The organism is Pasteurella testudinis DSM 23072, from assembly GCF_900176075.1.
GTDB lineage: Bacteria > Pseudomonadota > Gammaproteobacteria > Enterobacterales > Pasteurellaceae > Chelonobacter > Chelonobacter testudinis.
The window spans coordinates 330,066-351,884 of the sequence record NZ_FWWV01000001.1; the positions used below are offsets into that span (position 1 = coordinate 330,066).

General features: G+C 47.0%; 19 protein-coding genes. 9 read left to right on the forward strand and 10 right to left on the reverse strand.

The genetic code is table 11. The features are described 5' to 3' along the window. The first annotated feature begins 154 nt into the window (after positions 1-154). Positions 155-1,591, forward strand: coding sequence for a PTS glucose transporter subunit IIBC (ptsG, locus tag B8880_RS01500; RefSeq protein WP_084255598.1), 1,437 nt, complete (start codon positions 155-157; stop codon positions 1,589-1,591). An 82-nt stretch (positions 1,592-1,673) separates the two neighbouring features. Here ptsG and B8880_RS01505 read toward each other — a convergent pair whose 3' ends face one another. The 7 genes from B8880_RS01505 to parE form a co-directional block, all read right to left on the reverse strand. Continuing rightward, the gene (locus tag B8880_RS01505) at positions 1,674-3,218 is read right to left on the reverse strand and encodes a helix-turn-helix domain-containing protein (protein WP_084255600.1); all 1,545 of its coding nucleotides are present in this window, start codon (positions 3,216-3,218) and stop codon (positions 1,674-1,676) included. Between the two features lie 92 nt (positions 3,219-3,310). Then, positions 3,311-4,513, reverse strand: coding sequence for an N-acetylglucosamine-6-phosphate deacetylase (locus tag B8880_RS01510; RefSeq protein WP_084255602.1), 1,203 nt, complete (start codon positions 4,511-4,513; stop codon positions 3,311-3,313). Positions 4,514-4,515: 2 nt separating this feature from the next. Further along, positions 4,516-5,877 (reverse strand): class-II fumarase/aspartase family protein, encoded by a 1,362-nt coding sequence (locus tag B8880_RS01515; protein WP_084255604.1) that lies wholly within the window; start codon positions 5,875-5,877, stop codon positions 4,516-4,518. A 3-nt stretch (positions 5,878-5,880) separates the two neighbouring features. Then, positions 5,881-7,449 (reverse strand): PTS transporter subunit EIIC, encoded by a 1,569-nt coding sequence (locus tag B8880_RS01520; protein ID WP_084255606.1) that lies wholly within the window; start codon positions 7,447-7,449, stop codon positions 5,881-5,883. 150 nt (positions 7,450-7,599) lie between these two features. Then, positions 7,600-9,840 (reverse strand): DNA topoisomerase IV subunit A, encoded by a 2,241-nt coding sequence (parC, locus tag B8880_RS01525; protein ID WP_084255608.1) that lies wholly within the window; start codon positions 9,838-9,840, stop codon positions 7,600-7,602. A gap of 27 nt (positions 9,841-9,867) precedes the next feature. Next, entirely contained in the window at positions 9,868-10,932 is a 1,065-nt protein-coding gene (nirK, locus tag B8880_RS01530; protein WP_084255610.1) for a copper-containing nitrite reductase, read from the reverse strand. 17 nt (positions 10,933-10,949) lie between these two features. Next, on the reverse strand, positions 10,950-12,881 hold the full coding sequence (gene parE / locus B8880_RS01535; protein ID WP_084255612.1) for a DNA topoisomerase IV subunit B: 1,932 nt from the start codon (positions 12,879-12,881) through the stop codon (positions 10,950-10,952). Positions 12,882-13,332: 451 nt separating this feature from the next. Between parE and B8880_RS01540 the strand changes: the two genes are divergently transcribed. The 4 genes from B8880_RS01540 to B8880_RS01555 all read left to right on the forward strand — a co-directional run bounded on the left by B8880_RS01540 (position 13,333) and on the right by B8880_RS01555 (position 17,233). Beyond that, positions 13,333-13,860, forward strand: coding sequence for a hypothetical protein (locus B8880_RS01540; protein WP_143933381.1), 528 nt, complete (start codon positions 13,333-13,335; stop codon positions 13,858-13,860). A 73-nt stretch (positions 13,861-13,933) separates the two neighbouring features. Continuing rightward, entirely contained in the window at positions 13,934-14,581 is a 648-nt protein-coding gene (locus tag B8880_RS01545) for a YchE family NAAT transporter (protein WP_115306424.1), read from the forward strand. Positions 14,582-14,583: 2 nt separating this feature from the next. Next, positions 14,584-16,248, forward strand: a complete 1,665-nt coding sequence (locus B8880_RS01550; protein WP_084255617.1) for a peptide ABC transporter substrate-binding protein — start codon at positions 14,584-14,586, stop codon at positions 16,246-16,248. Between the two features lie 10 nt (positions 16,249-16,258). After that, on the forward strand, positions 16,259-17,233 hold the full coding sequence (locus B8880_RS01555) for an NAD(P)-dependent oxidoreductase (RefSeq protein WP_084255619.1): 975 nt from the start codon (positions 16,259-16,261) through the stop codon (positions 17,231-17,233). A 75-nt stretch (positions 17,234-17,308) separates the two neighbouring features. On the opposite strand, the gene ribA is transcribed toward B8880_RS01555, so the two are convergent. Then, a complete protein-coding gene (ribA, locus tag B8880_RS01560; RefSeq protein ID WP_084255621.1) occupies positions 17,309-17,977 on the reverse strand; it encodes a GTP cyclohydrolase II in 669 nt (222 codons plus the stop codon). Positions 17,978-18,206: 229 nt separating this feature from the next. On the opposite strand from ribA, the gene nagK reads away from it, so the two are divergent. Beyond that, the gene (gene nagK, locus B8880_RS01565; protein WP_084255623.1) at positions 18,207-19,124 is read left to right on the forward strand and encodes an N-acetylglucosamine kinase; all 918 of its coding nucleotides are present in this window, start codon (positions 18,207-18,209) and stop codon (positions 19,122-19,124) included. An 81-nt stretch (positions 19,125-19,205) separates the two neighbouring features. On the opposite strand, the gene B8880_RS01570 is transcribed toward nagK, so the two are convergent. Further along, a complete protein-coding gene (locus B8880_RS01570) occupies positions 19,206-19,775 on the reverse strand; it encodes a YceB family lipoprotein (protein WP_084255625.1) in 570 nt (189 codons plus the stop codon). Positions 19,776-19,897: 122 nt separating this feature from the next. On the opposite strand from B8880_RS01570, the gene B8880_RS01575 reads away from it, so the two are divergent. From B8880_RS01575 to B8880_RS14745, 3 genes are all read left to right on the forward strand, one after another. Beyond that, on the forward strand, positions 19,898-20,596 hold the full coding sequence (locus tag B8880_RS01575) for a hypothetical protein (RefSeq protein WP_084255627.1): 699 nt from the start codon (positions 19,898-19,900) through the stop codon (positions 20,594-20,596). A gap of 65 nt (positions 20,597-20,661) precedes the next feature. Beyond that, the gene (locus B8880_RS01580; RefSeq protein ID WP_084255629.1) at positions 20,662-21,384 is read left to right on the forward strand and encodes a phosphotransferase; all 723 of its coding nucleotides are present in this window, start codon (positions 20,662-20,664) and stop codon (positions 21,382-21,384) included. Continuing rightward, positions 21,381-21,515, forward strand: a complete 135-nt coding sequence (locus B8880_RS14745) for a hypothetical protein (RefSeq protein WP_260337794.1) — start codon at positions 21,381-21,383, stop codon at positions 21,513-21,515. Before B8880_RS01580 ends, B8880_RS14745 begins: the two co-directional genes overlap by 4 nt. Before the next feature lie 65 nt (positions 21,516-21,580). Here B8880_RS14745 and B8880_RS01585 read toward each other — a convergent pair. After that, the coding region (locus tag B8880_RS01585) for a transposase (protein WP_143933382.1) at positions 21,581-21,819 on the reverse strand (239 nt) is incomplete at its 5' end.

Consider the following 21,819-nt stretch of genomic DNA (forward strand, 5'->3'; position numbering starts at 1 on the left):
TTTAGAATATTAATAATAAAAAGTCGTTGTAACTTTTTCACTGAATCGTTTATAGTGCGCTGCACTTACGCGGGTCGAAAGACAGACGGCGTAATTTATAAACAAATTTTAGTATGTAATTTTCTCCGCAAAAACAATTTTATTAGGGGCTAACATGTCAAGTAATCTGTTTGCGACAGCGCAAAAGATCGGAAAATCATTAATGTTACCTGTATCGGTGTTGCCGATTGCAGGGATTTTATTAGGTGTCGGTGCGGCACATTTCAGTTGGCTGCCGGATGTGGTTTCCAATCTGTTTGAGCAGGCCGGTGGTTCGGTGTTTGCTCAAATGGCGCTGTTGTTCGCTATCGGGGTGGCGTTAGGTTTCACCAATAATGACGGTGTGGCGGCGATGGCTTCCGTGGTCGGTTACGGCATTATGATCGCTACGCTAAAAGTAATGGCGCCATTGGTCGGTGTCGAAAGCATCGAAACAGGTGTTTTGGGCGGTATTTTGGTCGGTGCGATCGCGGCTTGGGCGTTCAACCGTTTCTACCGCATTCAATTGCCGGCGTATTTGGGCTTCTTTGCCGGAAAACGCTTTGTGCCGATTGTCACCGGTTCGTTGGCGATTGTATTGGGCGTGGTGTTGTCTTTGGTTTGGCCTCCAATCGGCGGATTAATCGACAGTTTCTCACACTGGGCGGCGGAACAAAATCCGGCGTTGGCATTCGGTATCTACGGTGTGGTCGAGCGTAGCTTGATTCCATTCGGTTTGCACCATATCTGGAACGTACCGTTCTTCTTCCAAGCGGGTACTTGTGTTGATGCCAGCGGCGTGACCCAACACGGTGTTGTTACCTGTTTCTTGTCAGCAACTGAAGCTAGCCGTACGCCGGAAATGAGCTATTTCGGGCAGTTGGCAGGCGGTTATATGTTCAAAATGTTCGGCTTACCGGCAGCGGCCATCGCGATTTGGCGTGCGGCAAAACCGGAAAACCGCGCCCGTGTCGGCGGGATCATGATTTCGGCAGCCCTGACTTCATTCCTGACCGGAATCACTGAACCGTTAGAATTCTCTTTCATGTTCGTTGCACCGGTACTGTATGCAATTCACGCTGTATTAGCCGGTTCCGCTTATGTGGTTACCAACATGCTGGGCATGGTACACGGCATGACCTTCTCGCACGGCTTCATTGATTTCACCGTGCTGTCTGCTAATTCACAAAAATTGTGGCTGTTTCCGGTTGTCGGCGGTATCTATGCCGTAATCTATTTCACCGTGTTCACGGTGGTGATCAAAGCGCTGAACTTGAAAACTCCGGGTCGTGAAGACGAAAGCGAAGAGAAAGCGGCGGCGGCAAGCAGTAGTGATGAAATGTCTGCCAACTTGGTTTCTGCCTTCGGCGGTAAAGAAAACATCAAGAGCCTAGACGCTTGTATCACCCGTCTGCGTATCGGGGTGAACGATGTCAGCAAAGTTGACCAGCCACGTTTGAAAGAACTGGGCGCAGCCGGTGTAGTTGTGGTCGGCAGCGGAATCCAAGCGATTTTCGGCACTAAATCAGAAAACTTGAAAACCGATATGGATCATTGGATTCAAAAGAACTAAGTTTTTTAAGTTAGATTAAAATAAGCCTAAAAAAGCCTTGTATCGGTGTTGATACAAGGCTTTTTGTTTGAGCAAAGTGCGGTTAAATAAAGAAATGGATATAGTTTTTTCTTAAATAATCTGCTAATCTGTTTTTGTCTATTTGCATTATTTCATTAACAAATATATCACTGTTTATTTTACGTTTAATACTAGGGAATCCAGCTTCAAGCAGATGAGCTATATCACGTGGTTGTAATTCAAAATTGACTTTGATGCACTCTATCCCTTCTTCACGCAGATAATTCGATATTTTATTGGTAAAGGTAACAATAAAGTCAAATTGATTTTTATTTAGTACATGAAGTTCATTAATATTAATACAGTTTATGATGTCTATATCAAATATTGATGAAATTAGGGTTTTAAAATAACCGATTTTTCTTTCTGAAGCGTTACTGACAATATAAATACGTTTTTTAATTTGATTAATAGAAAGTGAGCGTATTTCTGCTTTTTTTAGAATAAGAACAATCGTTGCAATCATATTTTTACTTAATGACTGTTGATAGTAATAACTGATTTTTTCGATCAGTAGCTTCACGTTAAAAAACAACTCACTATGAATATCCGCCACTTTTTCTAATTTTTTATCATCAAAATCAATATTGAGTTTGCTTTGTAGAATTGCGGCGTAGATAACTTGATATATTTCCAATAGTAAACGGTCTTTATCGCCATTATAAAGATGAATTGTTTTTGTAATTTCATCAATGAAATCGGTGATAAAACCATATAATGTATGATCAATACAGGGTTGCTTATCATCTTGATAATTGAGTGATGAGAGTAGCGTATTCAGAAAATCTTGTTCCAATTTTTCGCTAAATCCATCAAGTTGTGAGTTGAAAATAGGGAGAGGAATATTGATGTGATGGCGGATTGTCTGTTGTTGTTTGATTCGATATAAAGCAATACAGAGATAGATAATCAGGTATTTTTTGGAATTATAAGATAACATTAATGTTTTTTCTATCTGTTGAAAAAGGGCTTTTGCCGATTGGATTTCGTCATTGATGATGTCTAAAAATCGCATAATAAAATGCTTATCGAGTGGGAAATTGGCTTTATGTGGAATGATCGTATTATTAAAGTCTAATTCAAGGGCATGAAAAATATGTTTGCAAAAGAACATGCGAATTGTGATTTCATCACCGGAAAGTATCAGGTTTTTATTGTCTTTTACATGGATTTCAAATTTATCAGGGAGCGTTTTTCGCAAAATATTAATGTCGTTTTTTATTGTGCTATAGCTGATATTTATCTCTTGTTTGAATAATTCAATGTTAACACTCTCAAATAAAATGCTTTCTAACGTGAGCAGTTTCACTCTTTCTGTTGTGGTTGAGAGATAGCGATTGAGATGAATGCTATTGGTAAAATCAATGTAATTTTGATATCCCATTCTTGTCGTGATTTTGGCATCAATAATATGAATTTGCAGATGTTCATCTAAATAGTAATTAATTTCTTTAATCGCACGCTTGATCGTAGAAAGTGTTTTTTGAAATTTTTCAGTAACAGTTTCAATGTGAACAGGCGAGTTTTCCTGAATAAATTTGATTAAAGCTAAATTAAAATAATTCATTTATACCTTCGCTCGCGTTATTGTGGCAAAGAACAAAAAGCTATTTTAACCAGAAAATAGCTTTTTGTTATTAAACGATAATGAATGAGAAGCTAAAGCTGTGGACAGCCCCGACAATAGACTTGCACTAAATCTAATTTTTCATTTAAAACAAGAATATCAGCATCCTTGCCGCTTGTTAAGCTGCCTTTGCGATCTAGTACGCCGGCAAGGTGTGCCGGATTTTCGCTTGCCATTTGCGCAACCGATAACAGCCCTCTTTCTAGGCGTGGCAATACGGCTTTTACCGATTCCAAAAAACTCATTTCTAAATGGCGCACATTTTCATAGTCTGACGGATCAATTTTGTTATAGCTGCCGTCTTCATTTTCAACGCGGAGAAAGCCGTTGGCTTCGATTTTGAATTTTTGTTTGCGCAAATAGTGATAGAATTCATCACCGACGGCAAAATCGGCAAAGCCGACACAATCGGTGGTTAAAACCAAGCGTTTATCAGTTTTTAAACGATAGAGCAGTTCAAAGGCTTCTGGTTTAATGGTCATACCGGTTTGTTTAGCGACTTCGGCATAGGCATTTTTGTGATACATCAATGCGCCAACTACGCCCAACTCACGATGATGAAAGCCACGCATCGCACTATAAGAATGGGTGAAATGGTTCAAATCCGCTTCTTGTATCGCTTGGGTGATTTCATCAAAGGTGGCGGCGGTGTGTCCGGCGGCAACGGTGATATTTTGTTGTCTGAGGTGTTTAATCAACGTTAAGCTGCCATCTAATTCCGGTGCAAGGGTCATGGAACGGATATGTCCCCGAGCAAGTCGGTTAAAGTGTTCGAAACCGGCAGTGCTCGGTGATTGCACGGCATCGTCACGCTGCATGCCCAAATATTTCGGGCTGATATAAGGTCCTTCCATATGTATGCCGATCACTTCCGCTCCATTTTTCGGCGTAGCGGTTTCGATATAATCGGCAGCTTGCTGTAATGAAGCCTCAAGAAAGGCATTCGGCATTGTGCCGGAGGTGGCTAAATAGGCGGTTGTGCCAGTGTGAACCAGATCCTTGCTCATGCGTTCCAACGAGGCGTAATCCCCTTTATGCGCAAATGCACCACGCCCCCAACCGTGTATGTGAATATCAATAAAGCCGGGCTGTAAAATATGTTCGCTGTAATCGACAATGTTATTACCTTGATATTGCTTACGAAACTCTATGATTTTGCTATTATTAATAATTAAATAGCCGCTTTTGATATCGTCAGGCAAGACGATTTTGGATGATTTGATTGCCCATTCCATGATTAACCCTCCATTGTGTTGGCTTTTTCAACCGCTCTTTGTACGGTTTCTTCGGCTAAAACAGCACACAAGCCGATGTAATTTTCAGGGGCAAGCATCGCTGAAATTTCATCGGCGGAAAAAAGCTGTTGAATGGTAGTATTGGTTTGCAATGCGGTTGCGTAATTGGATTCCGCTTCTAGCGATTGCATCGCAATTTCATAAACTAATTCGTGCGCCTTGTCTTTGCCCAAGACTTCGATCAAATTCATCATGATTTTTTCACTGTTGATTAATCCGTTGGTCAGCATCACATTTTGATACATTTTTTGGGGATTAATCACAATGGTACGTGTTAGTTCTTCAGCTCGCATAACAATTTCCGCCATTAACTCAATGCTTTCCTGTAACGAGGCATCAAAAATAAAGTAGGCGGAGCTGTCAGCTTCAAATGGGCGGGGTGAAACATACAGGGTTGCCGTCAGTACAGAATAAAGCTTTTGCGCATTGGCAATAATGCCTTTTGCTAATTTCGGATTCACCTTTTGAGGCATGGTGCTGCTGCCGATTGTGCCTTTAGTAAAAGCCTCGGAGACTTCGGCAAATTCTTCACTTGAGGTTTGATATACCTCTTCCGCCATTTTATGGAAGGTGGTGGCAAGCAGAGCAAGGTTGCTGATGTATTCGGTACGGAAAATCCGGCTGTTGCGTGATGGAATCGGCATTGGCAACATACCGAGTTTTTGTGCGACCAAGGCTTGCACTGCTCGCCCTTGCTCTGGCGCAGCGTGAAACGCCCCGACTGCACCGCCCATCATTACTCGAAAAACCCGTTTTTCCGCTTCTTCCAAACGTTCGATTGCCGCGAGTAGTTCGTCAATCCAGACCGCAACCTTATAACCATAAGTAATCGGTAAGGCGTGTTTACCGTGTGTTCTACCGGGCATAATCGTGAGTTTATGTTGTTCGGCTAAACGGCTTAAATTCAGTAAAATATCCTTTAAGAATCCGATTAAAGTGCGGTGAAATTTTTTAACCAGCAGTAAATGCCCGCTCTGCTGAATATTTTGCGTAGTCACGCCGTAATGCACATATTTTCCGCTTTCCGCATCACAGGCATGAATTAACACTTTGATAAGTGGCACAAAACCGTGTCCGATCTGTTGCAATAAGCGATCCATTTCTTGTAGATCAATTTGATCAACGTGGCACTTGTCGGCAATTTTTTGCCCGACATCCGGTGGAATCAGGCCGACTTCGGATTGCGCTAATGCCAACGCCGCTTCAACATCAAGCCAAGATTGAACCCGCGCTTCAAAGGTGAACAAGGCTTTCATTCCTCGGTCATCAATAGTCTTACTTTTTGAATCATAGAGAGCTTTCATCGCCTATTCCTTAGTTAATGAACCGGAAAGTTGATCATCAACCGCATTGCGGACAAATTCAACGTGCGGACCGAATACGATATGAATATGATTGCCAGAAGGAATAAATGTGCCGAGCGAGCCTGAATCCCGAATTAATTCCATGTTCAATTTTTTCTGATCTACAACATCAACTCGTAAACGAGACACGCAGTTTTCAACTTGTTTAATGTTCTGTTTACCGCCTAAGCCGTCAATGACTAAATGTGCGACTTTGTCATATTCTTTATTGTTTAGCAGCGTGCTGTCGGAGGTTTCATCTTCGCGCCCCGGCGTTTTAATATCAAATTTTGCAATCGCATAGCGAAACACGAAGTAGAACACCACGAAATTGACAATGCCCAATAGTACCAGATTGACCCAATTGGTATTTTCATACATCAACCCGAAGATACCGAAATCAAAGATTGTGCCGCGAATGTAGCCGATTGAGATGCCGAGCATTTGAATCGGTATGGTTAGTACACCACAAAGAATGGCATAGACAATAAACAGTTTTGGTGCAATGAATAAAAATGAGAATTCGAGTGGTTCAGTTATGTTACCTAAGAATGACGTCAGCACAATAGTCAGAATAATTCCTTTGGCAAACGGTTTATTTTTAGTGTGTGCCATATGATACATCGCTAAGCCGATTGCCGGAATGCGAAATAAGGTGGTTTGCATCTGCGCAGAGGCCAGATAACTGGCTAGGGTCGGCATATGTTCAGCCCAAGCATCGCTATTCGGTCCGAGTTCAAATAAAATTTTATTCATCGCGGGCAGAATGCCGACATAGGTTTCACCATCAATTAAATATGTGCCACCGGCTTCAGTAAAGCGAATGGTCGAACTTAAGACATGGTGTAATCCAAACGGAATCAATAACCGATTTAAAGCCATGTAGATACCCGAACCGATATGTTCGGCCATTAAAATGGTAGAAATTTGATTCATACAGAAAGTAAACCAGTCCCAAACAAAGGGAATAAGCAAGCCGATAGGAATCATTAAGCCAATCGTAATGATGGCAACCGATTTTTTGCCGCTGAAAAATGCAAATGCCAGCGGCAGTTGCAAACGATAAAAGCGGTCAGTTACTTTTGCTGCCAGTAAACCAGCAATAATGCCACCAAGGGCCTCGATTTTCAGAGTATGAATGCCTAACACCATGCCTTGAGCGACAAGCGCCATATTTTCTTTAACTAATTCACCTGAGAGTTTTAAATGGACATTCATTGAAATTAACAAGGTAAGATAGGCAATGACGGCAGCAAACACTGCAATCCCTTTCTCTTTTTTCGACATGCCGTAAGCAACGCCCATAGCAAAAAGCAGAGGAATATTTTGGAAGATAACGCTAGCAATTGAACCGGCAGAAGAGAAAATGGCTTTGCATACCTCATTACCCAAAAATGGAAACTTGGCAATCATATAACTTTGCCCTAAAGCGCTACAGATTCCCATAATCATGCCAACAGGGGCTAAAACAGCAATCGGGAGCAGGAGAGAACGACCAAAAACTTGTATTTCATCTTTAAAATTGGATTTCATAGCAATACCCTCGTCATTGATTGTTACCAAGAACGAAGTTAGCTTAACAAGAGTATTTCAAAAGATGCAATAACAAATTATGCGCCTAGATAGGCGCATAATTTATAGTAAAATGAACGGATTATTTAGCAAAGTGCGGTTTGGTTTTTTCTATACCACTTCAATCTCTACACCGCTGTGCAATCCCCTTGGCAACTGTCCGCCGCGGCGGCCGCGTTCGCCTTTGAATTTTTCCAAATCGTCCGGTTTTAGGGTGACTTTGCGGCGTCCGGCGTGGAAAATCAGGCTGTTTTCCGGTTTGATTAGTAGGATACGGCTTAACAGTTCTTCACGCGATTTGGCGTTGGCAGACGGTATGCCGATGATTTTATTGCCCTTGCCTTTCGACAGAATCGGTAGATCCGCCACCGGAAAAATCAGCATTTTACCGATAGAAGAGATCGCGACCAGCAGCATATCTTCGCCTAATACCGCCTGCGGCGGCAGCACTTTGGCATTTTCCGTCAGACTGATCAAGGCTTTACCGGCTTTGTTACGCGAGATCAAATCTTCAAATTTACATACGAAACCGTAACCGGAATCCGATGCCATTAAGTAGGCTTGATCCTCTTTATCCATTAATAACTGCTCGATCGCCGCACCGTTTGGCAGGCTGAGTTTGCCGGTCAGCGGCTCGCCCTGCGAACGTGCCGACGGCAACGACAGCGGATCGAGCGCATAACTGCGGCCGCTGCTGTCGATAAACACCGCCGCTTGATTGCTTTTGCCGTAGGCGTGTTGCAGATAGCGGTCACCGCTCTTATAGCTCAAACCCTGTACGTCAATATCGTGGCTTTTGGCACAGCGCACCCAGCCCATTTCCGATAAAATCACCGTCACCGGTTCGGTCGGCAGCATTTCAGTTTCGGAAATCGCTTTGGCTTCGGCACGCTCGACAATCGGCGAGCGGCGTGGGCTGGCGTAGGTTTTGGCGTCTTGCTGAATCTCTTTTTTGATCAGGGTATTCAAGCGGCGTTCCGAACCTAAAATCAGTTGCAGTTGGTCGCGCTCTTGCGCCAGTTCGTCTTGTTCCGCCTGAATTTTGACCTCTTCCAGTTTTGCCAAATGACGTAATTTCAGATCCAAAATGGCGTCTGCCTGAATTTGGCTGAGGTTGAAGCGTTGCATTAACACCGCTTTTGGCTCGTCTTCGTTGCGGATAATGTCAATCACTTCGTCAATATTCAAATAAGCGATCATCAAACCGTCTAAAATATGCAGTCGCGCCAGCACTTTGTCTAAGCGGTATTGCAGCCGACGGGTGACGGTGGTGCGGCGGAAAGTCAGCCATTCGCTCAGAATCGTATGCAGGTTTTTGACCGCCGGTTTTTGATCCAGTCCGATCATGTTCATGTTCACCCGATAGCTTTTTTCCAGATCGGTGGTGGCAAACAAATGATCCATCAACGGTTCGGCATCAACCCGATTGGAACGCGGCACGATCACGATTCGCGTCGGATTTTCGTGATCGGATTCATCACGCAGATCGTCCACCATCGGCAGCTTTTTATTGCGCATCTGTTCGGCGATCTGCGCAATCACTTTCGAGCCGGAGGTTTGGTGCGGAAGTGCGGTCACGATAATTTCGCCGTCTTCTTTTTTCCACACCGCACGCATTTTGACTGAGCCGCGTCCGTTTTGATAAATTTTGGCGATCTCAGTTTTCGGTGTGATAATTTCCGCTTCGGTCGGGAAGTCAGGGCCTTGTACAATGGTTAATAATTGCTCTAGCGTGGTTTGCGGATTATCCAAGAGACACACCGCTGCTTCGGCGATTTCATTGATGTTATGCGGCGGAATATCGGTCGCCATGCCAACCGCAATGCCGGTAGTACCGTTGAGCAGAATGTGCGGTAAACGTGCCGGTAAATATTGCGGTTCGTCTAACGTGCCGTCAAAATTCGGCTGATAATCAACCGTGCCTTGCCCCAATTCGGACAGCAACACTTCGGCGATTTTGGATAAACGCGATTCGGTGTAACGCATGGCGGCAAAGGATTTCGGATCGTCCGCCGCGCCCCAGTTGCCTTGCCCGTCCACCAACGGATAGCGGTAGGAAAACGGCTGCGCCATCAACACCATCGCTTCGTAACAGGCACTGTCGCCATGCGGGTGGAATTTCCCCAGCACATCGCCGACGGTACGCGCCGATTTTTTGTATTTGGCGGAGGCGTTCAGCCCCAGTTCCGACATCGCGTAAATAATCCGCCGTTGCACCGGTTTCAAGCCGTCGCCGATAAACGGCAGCGCGCGATCCATAATCACATACATCGAATAGTTTAAATAGGCTTTCTCGGTGAAATGTCCGAGCGGCATTTGTTCCACGCCTTCATAGTTGATGATTTGATCCATTGCTTTCTCTTTGTTTAATTATCTTTATTACGGGGTGATTGCGGTATCGCTGATTTTGCCGGAATACAGGGTTTTATTCTCTTCGCCCTCAACGATCAACTGTCCGAGTGTGCCTTTGTGCATTGCGCGGAAAATCGCATGATCCAAAATGGTGTAGCTGCCGGGCACCAAGAGCGTGGTTTCGGCAATGGTGGCGCCGCCAGCCGGGATCATGGTGGTCTGCACATTATGATTCAACAGTGAACCGCCTTCCACCCGCACTTGATCAAAAATACTGCCGACGATATGCAGTGATGACATCAGATTCGGTCCGGCATTGCCCAGATAAAACCGCACTTTGTCACCGACCTTGGCTTTGAGTGCATTGTCGCCGGCAATCGCCCCGACATGCCCGTTAAACACCACATAATCGGCGCGTTCATCAATCGCTTTGTTCATATCAAACGCTTGCAAGCCGGGCTCGCCAAAGGCGCCGCGGGTATAAAATTCGCTTTGTACGATATAAAATTCTTTATCGACCGCCGGTAAACCCTCTTTCGGCTCGACTAACATCAAGCCGAACATGCCTTTGCCGATATGCACCGCCATCGGCATGGCGGCACAATGATACAGATATAACCCGGGTTTTAACGCTTGAAAGGCGAAGGTTGAAATGCGCCCGGGCGCAGTCAGACTGGCCGTTGCACCACCGCCGGGGCCGGTGACCGCATGCAGATCGAGGCTGTGCGGCAATTTGGAGTCGACGGGGTTGGTGAGCTGGATTTCCACTTGATCCCCTTCGCGTACCCGAATAAACGGACCGGGCGCAGTGCCGTTGAAAGTCCAGTATTTGAATTCCACTTCGTCCATCAATTGCATCACTTTTTCTTCAACCTGCAGCTTAACCAGTACTTTTGCCGGATAATCACGTCCGGTCGGCGGAGCGGCATTCGGAGCGAAGCCTAATTGCGCTTCAATCGTCGGTAAATCATGCACGGATTCAGTGGCAACCGCACTTGGGGTTTGCGTTTGCTGTGCTAAAGTGATTTTCGGTATCACTAAGGAGGCGGATAATACTGCGCTTGCAGCAGTCAATAAGGTACGTCGTTTCATCTTGATCTCCCTTGCGCTTAGAGTGCTAATTCGGCTTGATCGCCGTTACTTTGCAGCCAATTTTTACGATCTTCCGCGCGCTTTTTCGCCAGTAGCATATCCATTAATTCTAAGGTTTGATCGGCGGTTTCATCTTCGCTGACCGCACTTTGATCCAGAATATCACCGGCTTGATAAGTCAGTTGCACCAAACGGCGGGTGTTCGGATCCATGGTGGTTTCGCGCAACTGCAACGGGTTCATTTCACCCAACCCTTTGAAACGTTGTACGTTGGGTTTGCCGCGCTTGCCTTTTAAGCGATCGAGAATGCCCTCTTTTTCCCCTTCGTCTAAGGCATAAAACACCTCTTTGCCCAGATCGATCCGATAGAGCGGCGGCATTGCCACATAAACATGGCCTTGCTGCACTAATTTTGGAAAGTGACGCAGGAACAGCGCACAGAGCAGGGTGGCGATGTGCAACCCGTCGGAGTCCGCATCGGCGAGGATACAGATTTTACCGTAGCGCAATTGCGACAGATCGTCATTGTCGGGATCGATGCCTAACGCCACTGCAATATCGTGGATTTCGTTGGACGCCAACACTTGATCGGACGAGACTTCCCAAGTGTTTAAAATCTTACCGCGCAACGGCAAAATCGCCTGATATTCGCGGTCGCGCGCCTGTTTTGCCGAGCCGCCGGCGGAATCCCCCTCGACCAAAAATAGCTCGGTTTTAGCCAGATCCTGACTGCTGCAATCCGCCAGTTTGCCCGGCAGCGCAGGGCCGCTGACCAGTTTTTTGCGTACCACTTTTTTCGCCGCGCGCAAACGGCGCTGGGCGGAGTTGATTGCCATTTCCGCCAGCAATTCCGCTTGTTGCACGTTTTGATTGAGCCACAAACTGAATGCGTCTTTCACCGTACCGGCGACAAAAACCGCACTTTGGCGCGATGACAACCGCTCTTTGGTCTGTCCGGCGAATTGCGGATCTTGCATTTTCAGCGACAGTACATAAGCACAGCGATCCCAAATGTCATCGGCGGTTAGTTTTACGCCGCGCGGCAGCAAGTTGCGGAATTCGCAAAATTCGCGCATCGCATCGAGCAGTCCTTGGCGTAAGCCGTTGACATGCGTGCCGCCCTGCGGCGTCGGGATCAGGTTGACATAGCTTTCGCCCAACAGTTCGCCGCCCTCCGGCAACCACATCAGCGCCCAAGTCACGGCTTCGTTTTCCGCTTTAAATTCGCCGACGAACGGCGTTTCGGGGACGGTTTCAAAGCCTTGCACGCTCTCTTGCAGATAATCGGACAGCCCGTCCTGATAGCACCAGCTGGCTTGGGTGTTGTTGACTTTATCGGTGAAGGTGATTTCCAGTTTCGGGCACAGCACCGCTTTGGCGCGCAATAAATGGCTTAAACGGCTGACGGAAAACTTCGCCGAGTCGAAATATTTCGGATTCGGCCAGAAGCGCACGGTGGTGCCGGTGTTGCGCCGTCCGCAACTGCCGATTACTTGCAATTCTTCGATTTTTTTGCCGTTGGCAAAGGCGATTTTGTAGATTTCGCCGTTGCGCTTCACCGTCACTTCGACCCGATCCGACAACGCGTTCACCACTGAAATGCCGACCCCGTGCAAACCACCGGAGAACTGGTAATTCTTATTGGAAAATTTGCCGCCGGCGTGCAGCTTGGTCAGGATTAATTCAACGCCGGAAATTTTTTCGATCGGGTGAATGTCGACCGGCATGCCGCGTCCATTATCAATCACTTCCAGCGATTGATCTTCGTGTAAAATCACATCGATTTTGCCGGCATAGCCGGAAATGGCTTCGTCGACACTGTTGTCGATCACTTCCTGCCCTAAATGGTTCGGGCGGGTGGTGTCGGTGTACATACCCGGTCGCAGTTGCACCGGTTCGAGATCTTTGAGAACGGTAATATCATCAGCTTGGTAATTCGAGGTTGTCATATCTGCTTCTATTATTGGGTTATCAAGTTAAATGCAAAATTGCGCCAATTCTATCAAACCTGCGGAGAAACGGACAATCTTAATTCCTGTTTATTTGCATTCGCGCCGCTATTTTAAGCCCAGATGCTGGAAAGACGGGGTTAAAGCATGGAATTTTTAATAGTTAACAAGGCGTTGAGTAAAGTTGACATTAAAAGTATTTTTACATTTGGTGCCGTTCGCTATAGAATAATCGGACACTTTTGAAATAGTAACGTATAGTTAGCGTTAGTAAAAATAAGCACAGTGCTGAAAAAGTTGATAACGGTATAATAATAAAATGAATTTAAACAAATTTGAGATAATGGTTTTTGTATCATTACTCACAACCGCATGCCAAAATTATTCGATCAATCGCTGGGACAACAAAGTTTCTTATCCCAACCTCAGTGTTGGTGCCGGCACTGAAAAAGTGATTAAAGCTTCACATACGATCAGTAGCGCGCAACAACCTGAATTGAGCGAAAAAAAGATCAAACGCCTACAGAAAGCCCGTGACTGGATAAATCAACTGAATCAGCAAAGCAAGGCAGTGGAACAGTTTGAACCGGTTAAGTTGCAGAATATTGATACGGTCAATCCGAGCGCTTACCTCTATATCGATGACTACAATGTGCGTTTGGGCAAAGTGCGGGTCGGTTTCGGGCAGTATGCCGGTTATCGCCTTGCTTCGCTGGGCGCGAGTGATAAATACAATATTTATTCCGACGTCAAAATATATAACTGCCGCGAACGCACCAGTGTTACCGCGATAACCTATACTTACACCACCAACACCGATGAAACCAGCGTGTCTGCGCCTGAGTCGACATGGGAAAGCCCTCGACAAGGTACGGCTCAGCGCTGGTTGATGAATGCGATCTGTTCGGCGACGCTGGTTGAAAACGACGACAGCTCGCTTTCTGTCGGTTACAGCGTTTTGCTTAACCGTTTGGATTAAACGGAATAGCTGTTATCTGTTGAATATGGCATAATGCGGAGTATCATTATGCGGTATTGCAAGAGGAAAATTCGTGATGGCGGATTTCAACTATTCCATTTATATTCAGTTTTTTATCGGCCTGGTCGCCGTGGTGAATCCGTTTGGCGTCTTGCCGATTTTTGTCGGTATGACCTCTAATCAATACGAAGCCCAACGCAACAAAACCAATCTGGTGATGTGCATTTCGGTGGCGGTGATCTTGCTTACCAGCCTCTATCTCGGGCAGATTATCCTGAACCTTTTTAATATTTCTCTGAATGCCTTCCGTATCGCCGGCGGTATTCTGATCGTGTCAATTGCAATGAGCATGATCAGCGGTAAGCTGGGTGAACAGAAACAAAATAAAGAGGAAAAAAGTGCGGATCTGTCCGATTACGGCAACATTTCGGTCGTGCCGTTGGCGATGCCGATTATGGCGGGGCCGGGCACGATCAGTTCGACTATCGTTTGGGCTTCGCGCTACCATACTTGGATCGATTTTATCGGCTTTACCATCGCGATTTTACTGTTTTCGCTGTTTGTGTATTTTCTGTTCCGCTCCGCACCGTTCGTCGTGAAAACGCTCGGCAACACCGGCAGCAATGTCGTTACTCGGATCATGGGCGTGATTTTGATGGCGCTGGGGATCGAAGTTGCCGCCGCCGGCATCGGCAATCTGTTCCCGGGCTTGGTGAATTAAAGATGTTTGGTTTTTGGCATAAGATGAAAAGTGCGGTTTTTATCCGGTTTAACCTGTGGTTTGCGCCGTTATGTTGTTTGGCGTTGGCGGTTTTGCTAACCGCTTGCGATTGGCAGCAAAAACCGGCGGACGATAAAACTACTGCGCCGCAAACTCAAACCGAACAACCGGACGAAAGCCGCCATCTGTTAACGCGTGGGATCTATGCGCAAGGATTCGATTTGCAGCCGCAGCAGCTACGCGACGACTTGCAGTTGCCGCTGATTCGCGATCTATACGAAGGTTTGGTGCGCGTCGACAAAGAGGGAAAATTGCAGGGCGGCGCGGCGCAATCTTGGCAACAGCAGGATTATAAAATCTGGACTTTTCATTTACAACCCGATTTGAAATGGTCGAACGGAAGCGCCTTGACCGCACAGGATTTTGTGCAAAGCTGGTATGCGCTGGCGGCACAGGCGGAGAACAATCCGTTGAGCGAATACCTGCGCTTTATCGCGCTGGAAAACGCCGAACAAGTGTTGAATAAAGCGTACGGCGTAGAAATGTTGGGCATTAAAGCGCTGGACGAACACACCTTACAGCTCACCTTATCGCAGCCGGTTCCTCATTTGCCGCAAATGTTAAGCCATGTTGCGCTGTTTCCCGTTTATCAAGGCGACAACAATCCTGTTGAGCAACCTCAGGAAGGGCAGGAAAATCACGCTGCGGTCGTGACCAACGGTGCGTATCGCCTGCTATATCAACATGGTTCTGATCTCTTGTTGGAAAAAAATCCGTTTTATTGGAACCGCAATAGTGTTTTCTTCCGTAATGTCAGTTACCAAGCGCTACACGAAAATGAGCGTGCGGCGAATATCGATGTGCTGCAACTGCCGGCGGCAGGAAGCGCCGTGCCGGAGAATATGCTGCGCGTGGCGTTGCCGAGCTTGTGCACTTACTATTATGAATTTAATTTCCGCCACCCGCAATTAAAGCAAAGTGCGGTGCGCAAAGCGTTGGCGGCAATGATTTCACTACAGGAAATTAATGCGGATAATTTCAGCGGCGGTTTGAACAGTATGCGCAGTAACGGCAAGTTTTTGCCGCGCAGTTTGCAGTCATCGGAGCAGGAAGAGGGGTGGGCGCCGACCGTTGTCGAACAACTTTTGGCACAAGCCGGCGTTAACAGCGGAAAGCCGTTGCGCCTGCGTTTAAGTTATGAACAGCAGGGTATTCACCCGCAAATTGCCGAGCGCATGATCCGTATGCTATCGCAATCGGATTTGATTCAGATTCAGGCCGATCCGCTGACACGCCAGCAGTTGTTGGCAAAGCGCGCGCAAGGGGATTTTGATCTGATCCGTTCCGGCTGGTGTGCCGATTATCCCGAACCGTCCGCGTTTTTGAATATTCTGCACAGCCAAAGCGCCAACAATAAAATGGCGTATCAAAACCACGAACTGGACGAATTACTGCAAAAAAGCCTGCAAAGTGCGGTCAGCGACAGTGAGCGGTTGCAAATCTATCAGCAAATCGAAAAAATCATTAACCAAGAGCAAGTCGTGCTGCCGCTGTTTCAATATTACCGTGATTATCTGATTAAATCCGATTTGGCGGGTTACGCCGTACCGGCGGTCAACAGCGGCATCGACAGTCGTGATCTATACCGCAAAATCGGTCAACAGTAAGGAGCCGCTGATGTCGAAACCGCTAATAATCGTACATACCAAATTGCCGCCTGCGTTGTTGGGCAAGCTGGAACAACATTTTCAATTGGCGGTGTTTGAAACCTTATCCGCTCAAAATATTACGTTATTGCGCGCGCAGTTGGCAAGTGCGGTCGGGATCATCGGCACCGGTTTACGGGTAGACGAAGCCTTGCTGCAACAAGCGCCGTTATTGCAGGCTGCCTCGACCGTTTCCGTCGGTTATGATCAATATGATTTGGCGGCGTTGCAGCGGCATCAAGTGGTGTTGACCCACACACCGCATGTGTTGGACGATACCGTTGCCGATTTGGCGTTTGCGTTGATATTGGGGGCGGCAAGACGGGTGTGCGAGCTGGATTCGGCGGTGAAACAGGGACGTTGGAGCAAGCAGAGCGAAAGCGGCTATTTCGGGGTGGACGTACACCATAAAACCATCGGCATTTTAGGCATGGGGCGAATCGGACGGGCGATTGCGCAACGGGCTTATTTCGGTTTCGGTATGCCGGTGTGCTACACCGCCCGTCATGATAAAACCGAGGTTGACCGCACTTTTCAAGCGAAGCGCTGCGAACTGGATCAGCTGCTGGCGACGGCGGATTTTGTAGTCAATATGCTACCGTCAACGGCGCAAACGCAAAATGTGATCGACGGAAAAGCGTTTGCACTGATGAAACCCAGTGCGATTTTTATCAATCTCGGGCGCGGCAACACGGTCGATCAACAGGCACTGTATCAGGCGCTAAAAACCAAACGGATTTTAGCCGCCGGCTTAGATGTTTACCGCGAAGAACCGATTGCGGCGGATTCGCCGTTGCTGACGCTGGAAAATATTATCTGTTTGCCGCATATCGGCTCGGCGACGGCAGAAACCCGTTATGCGATGCAGGCTTGTGCGGTGGATAATCTGATCAATGCCCTGTTATATCCGAACTGCGCGGACAAACCGGTCTATCGGGTTAATTAGGCGTTATAAGCACATAGAAAACCGCACTTGAGGTTTTTTCCAATCGAAGTGCGGTTAAGGTCAAGCAAAGTGCGGTTATGCTTCGCTTTTCAGCTGCTCGCCCTGACAAGAGTAGCAAACGCCGTGTCGGTGCTGTTCGTGTTTTTCGTCATGCACAATCAAATGCCCCATTTTTTCCGCTTTGGTGGCAAGGTATGCCGTGTTGTAGCGGTTTTCACCGACATTTAACGGCACTCGCTCGACCACGTTGATTCCGGCGTTGCGCATGGTGTCGATTTTATTCGGGTTATTGGTGAGTAACCGCACTTGCTTCACGCCCAACAACTCGAAAATATCGGCACAGACCGTAAAGTTACGTTCGTCGGCGGCAAAGCCCAGCGCTTCGTTGGCTTCGATGGTGTCCAAGCCTTGATCTTGCAGGGCATAAGCACGGATTTTATTGATCAAACCGATACCGCGCCCCTCTTCGCGGTGATAAATCAAGACACCGCGTCCTGCCGCGCTGATTTGCCGAAGTGCGGTTTCCAGCTGAAAGCCGCAGTCGCATTTCAGGCTGTGCAAAGCATCGCCGGTTAAACATTCGGAATGGATCCGCGCCAATACCGGCTCGTCACTGTTGCTGACATCGCCCATCACCAAGGCGACGTGTTCTTTGTGGCTATCGGGAAATTCAAACCCGACCATACGAAAAATACCGAATTGGGTTGGTAATTTGGCTTCGGCAACCAACTGGATTTTAGACATGAGTGTTATTCCTTAACAGATCGGTTATCAGATTACGCGGCCAGTATAGCCTTTTTCCTTTATATTACAGATCTCTTTTTTTGATATGGATTCGATAGTTGTTGTAGATTAAGACTAATAAACAGTGTTGTCGTTTAAACAGACTGTTTTTTTGAAGAAAAGTGCGGTTTATCAAAGAAAAACGCAGAGATTTTCGGTAGAATCGGCAAAAAATAGCAAGGAGCGGATTATGTATTACTACGGTTTGGATATTGGCGGCACAAAAATCGAGTTGGCGGTTTTTAACCAAAAATTAGAAAAATTGCACTCGGAGCGGGTTAATACCCCGAAAGAAGACTATTTGGAATGGATTGAGGCGGTGGCTGGACTGGTCGAGCGCGCTGACAACCGTTTCGACTGTAAAGGCTCGGTAGGAATCGGGATTCCGGGTTTTGTCAACCGTGAAACCGGTTTGGCGGAAATCACCAATATCCGGGCAGCGGATAACCGCCCGATTCTGTTTGATTTGAGCAAACGTTTGGAGCGCGAAGTGCGGGCGGAAAACGATGCCAACTGTTTTGCCATTTCCGAGGCTTGGGCAGAAGAGAATCAGCAATATCCGTTTGTGTTGGGGCTGATTCTGGGGACGGGATTTGGCGGCGGCTTGGTGTTTAACGGCAAAGCGCATTCGGGACATGTCGGCATGGCGGGCGAGTTGGGACATATTCAGCTGAATTACCACGCTTTGAAACTGCTGGGTTGGGACAACGCTCCGATTTACGATTGCGGTTGCGGCAATCGGGCATGCTTGGACACCTATCTGTCTGGCCGCGGTTTTGAAATGTTGTATCGTGATCTGGAAGGGGAGGCGCTTTCCGCCAAAGAGATTATCGAACGTTTTTATGCCGGAGACGACACCGCGCTAAAATTCGTACAACTGTTTGTCGAGTTGGCGGCAATCAGTATCGGCAACATCATCACCGCGCTGGATCCGGACATGATTGTGCTGGGCGGCGGGTTGTCCAATTTTGATTATTTGTATGAAGCCCTGCCGAAAGCCTTGCCGGCGCATTTGATGCGAAGTGCGGTCGTGCCGGTGATCAAAAAAGCCAAATACGGCGACTCCGGCGGCGTGCGCGGCGCAGCGGCATTGTTTATGAGCCGTTAATTTTCCAAGCGTCAATTTTTAAGTCGTGAACCTGATAAGTCGGGCTTCAAGCCCGACATCAAAGTGCGGTTTAAGTGCGGTTTAAAGAACGGTGCTCGCGGTTTCCAACAGGATTTTGCCTTCGCGCACGGTGAGCTTTTTCACCATGTTTTTAATCAGATTTTGGGTTTGATCTTGGCTGTCCAAAGTATAAACCGGAAATTGGTTCAACAATGCCTGTGCGGTGCTGTTTAACATCGGCATAATCAACTGTAATTGATCAGCATATTGCTGCGGTTCGGACGACCAGCGCAGCACACGCAGGTTTTTCAAGTATACCGATCCTTGCTCGGCGTTATATTCCGGTTCGACGTCCAGCACCAGATTGATCCGGCTGTCAAACTGCTTGCCGTTATACTGAAAACCGGCGCTAACAATACCGTCCAGCTCGATTTTATTACTCTCTTTTTGTCCTACTTTGGCCTGCATTTGATCCACTTGGTACTGGATCTTGATAATGCCCGGCAGATTAAGTTGGTCACTAAAGCCCAGCTTTTTGTTGAGATATTGATTGATTTGCGCTTCGCTGATCTCAATATGGCTGGCTTGGGCGAAGAGCGGCATGGCGAAAAAGAAAATAAGTAGGGTGCGGATAAATCGCATTTGAAGCATAAAAACGTCCTCGAAGGTTTAAATTATTCCAAAAAAAAGATAGAATGTGTCCGTTTGACGAACAAGTTTTAACCACTTGGTTTTATATTAATCAACTGGTATCACATGAAATAAGGAATCCTATGAAACACTCTATTACAAAAGTTGCGGTTTTGTCAGCAGTTTTCGCATTGTCCGCCTGTAGTAATTTGACCGGCGAAAGCGGCATGAGTTCACCGGCTTCGACAGCAAATACCGCATTGAACCAATCTTTTGCTCAATTGGAGCAGGCGGCGGCAAATCAGAACAGCTTTCAATATCAACTGAATCAAGATGTGTACAAAGCGTATTCTAGCGGCGGTAGCCTGAGTTATGTGATTGCGCAGAATGAAAAAGGGACGACGAAAGTCTTTTATAAAGGCGGAAAATTGTACGGCGTACAAGATGCCGACGGCAGCTATGAATTTGACAGCGCCGGCAAGCTGATTACCGCATTGAACAGTAACGGCGGCGAGCTGAAATTATCGGCAGAAGCGGCTGCGAAAAAGCAGAGTGAATTAAGCGCTGGCGCGAAAAAACTGGCGGCCATGTTGGGCAGCAATTCGGCGGATCGCTCTGTCGGCTCGATCAGAACCGGCGGTGATGCCAAGTTGAACTATTTGTGTATCGCCAAAATTCAGCAAGTGGCCTCGACCAAACGCGTATTCCGCAGCTCGGCGAACAAAGCCAACAGCACCAGCCGTTTAACGGCGGATGTACGCTTGAACGGCAATCAGTATTACAATATGGATTGCCAATTGCAAGGTGAACGGGTGGCCAGTTTAACACTGACTAAAAAATAATTTCTATGAGATTGCGAGTAGCAAAGAGCGGTTATCACCGCTCTTTTCGTTTTGCATAACGGATAATGGTAACAAATTTACAACAAATGATCGCTGATGTACTCAATACCAATAAGGATATGCGAGTAGTGGCGTTTGAGTTTGAAAATGAAAAATACTGGCTAAAACAGGCTGAACACACCACCGGTTTTATGCGAATTTTAAAAGCCAATCCAAAGCGGGCGTTGCAGCAGGAAATCCAGGCTTTGCAATATCTGAATAAGTTGGGCGCGCCTTGCGCCGAGCTGGTGGCGTGGCATGATGACTATTTTGTGTTGAAAGATGCCGGTATCACCGCCAACCAATGGTTGAAAAATCCGCAGTTTACGCCGGCGAAAAAGCAGGAAGTGCTGGAGGATTGTGCGGCGGCGCTGGCGCAATTGCATACGCTGGACTTGGTGCACGGCCGTCCGGCGATCCGCGATATCGGCTGGAATAACGGCAAAGTGCGGTTTATCGATTTTGAGTCGAAACTGAATGTCGATCGCTTGCAGTGGAACAAAGCCAGAGATCTGATTATTTTCGTTCATGATCTTTACCGCAACACTATTCCGCAAGCGATGATAGAAAGTGCGGTCGGCAAATACCGCACATGCGGCGGCGAAGCAACCTGGCAATATGCATTGGCGATCTTATATAAACGCCGTTTTCTTTATACGTTGTTTAAACCGTTTTACCCGATTGCCGGCAAGGATTTGCTGGCCAGCTTGAAATTATTTGAATATTTGTTGCAAGAGGCGAAAAAATGAAAGTGATGTTAATTCTCGCATTCGCATGCTGTCTGGCGGCCTGTAACAACACCGGGGTCGGCGGCAGCGTCGGCGGCGGAAGTTTGGGCGTTAGCGGCCAATTTGGCATTTCCGGCGGCATCGGATTTTAGCCGATACCGCACTTTCAGGGGAAATTTGGCATTTAATCAGGGCAACCGCGCACTTTGTCTAATAATCAACCAACAACACCAAACATCAGCTCTGACCTGAATTCATCTGACCAACCCGCTGCTTTCAGCTTCATCCGCATACTCATTTTAGCCGGGTGAAGCCGCGATAAATTCAACGCAAAACGGCGCAATATCGCCATATTCTCCGCGCCGTCATCCTTGCTTATCACACAATCATCTTCCCGATAGACCATATCCAGCACCCAGTGCGCCTTATTCTCCACTTCCCAATGACCGCGAATAC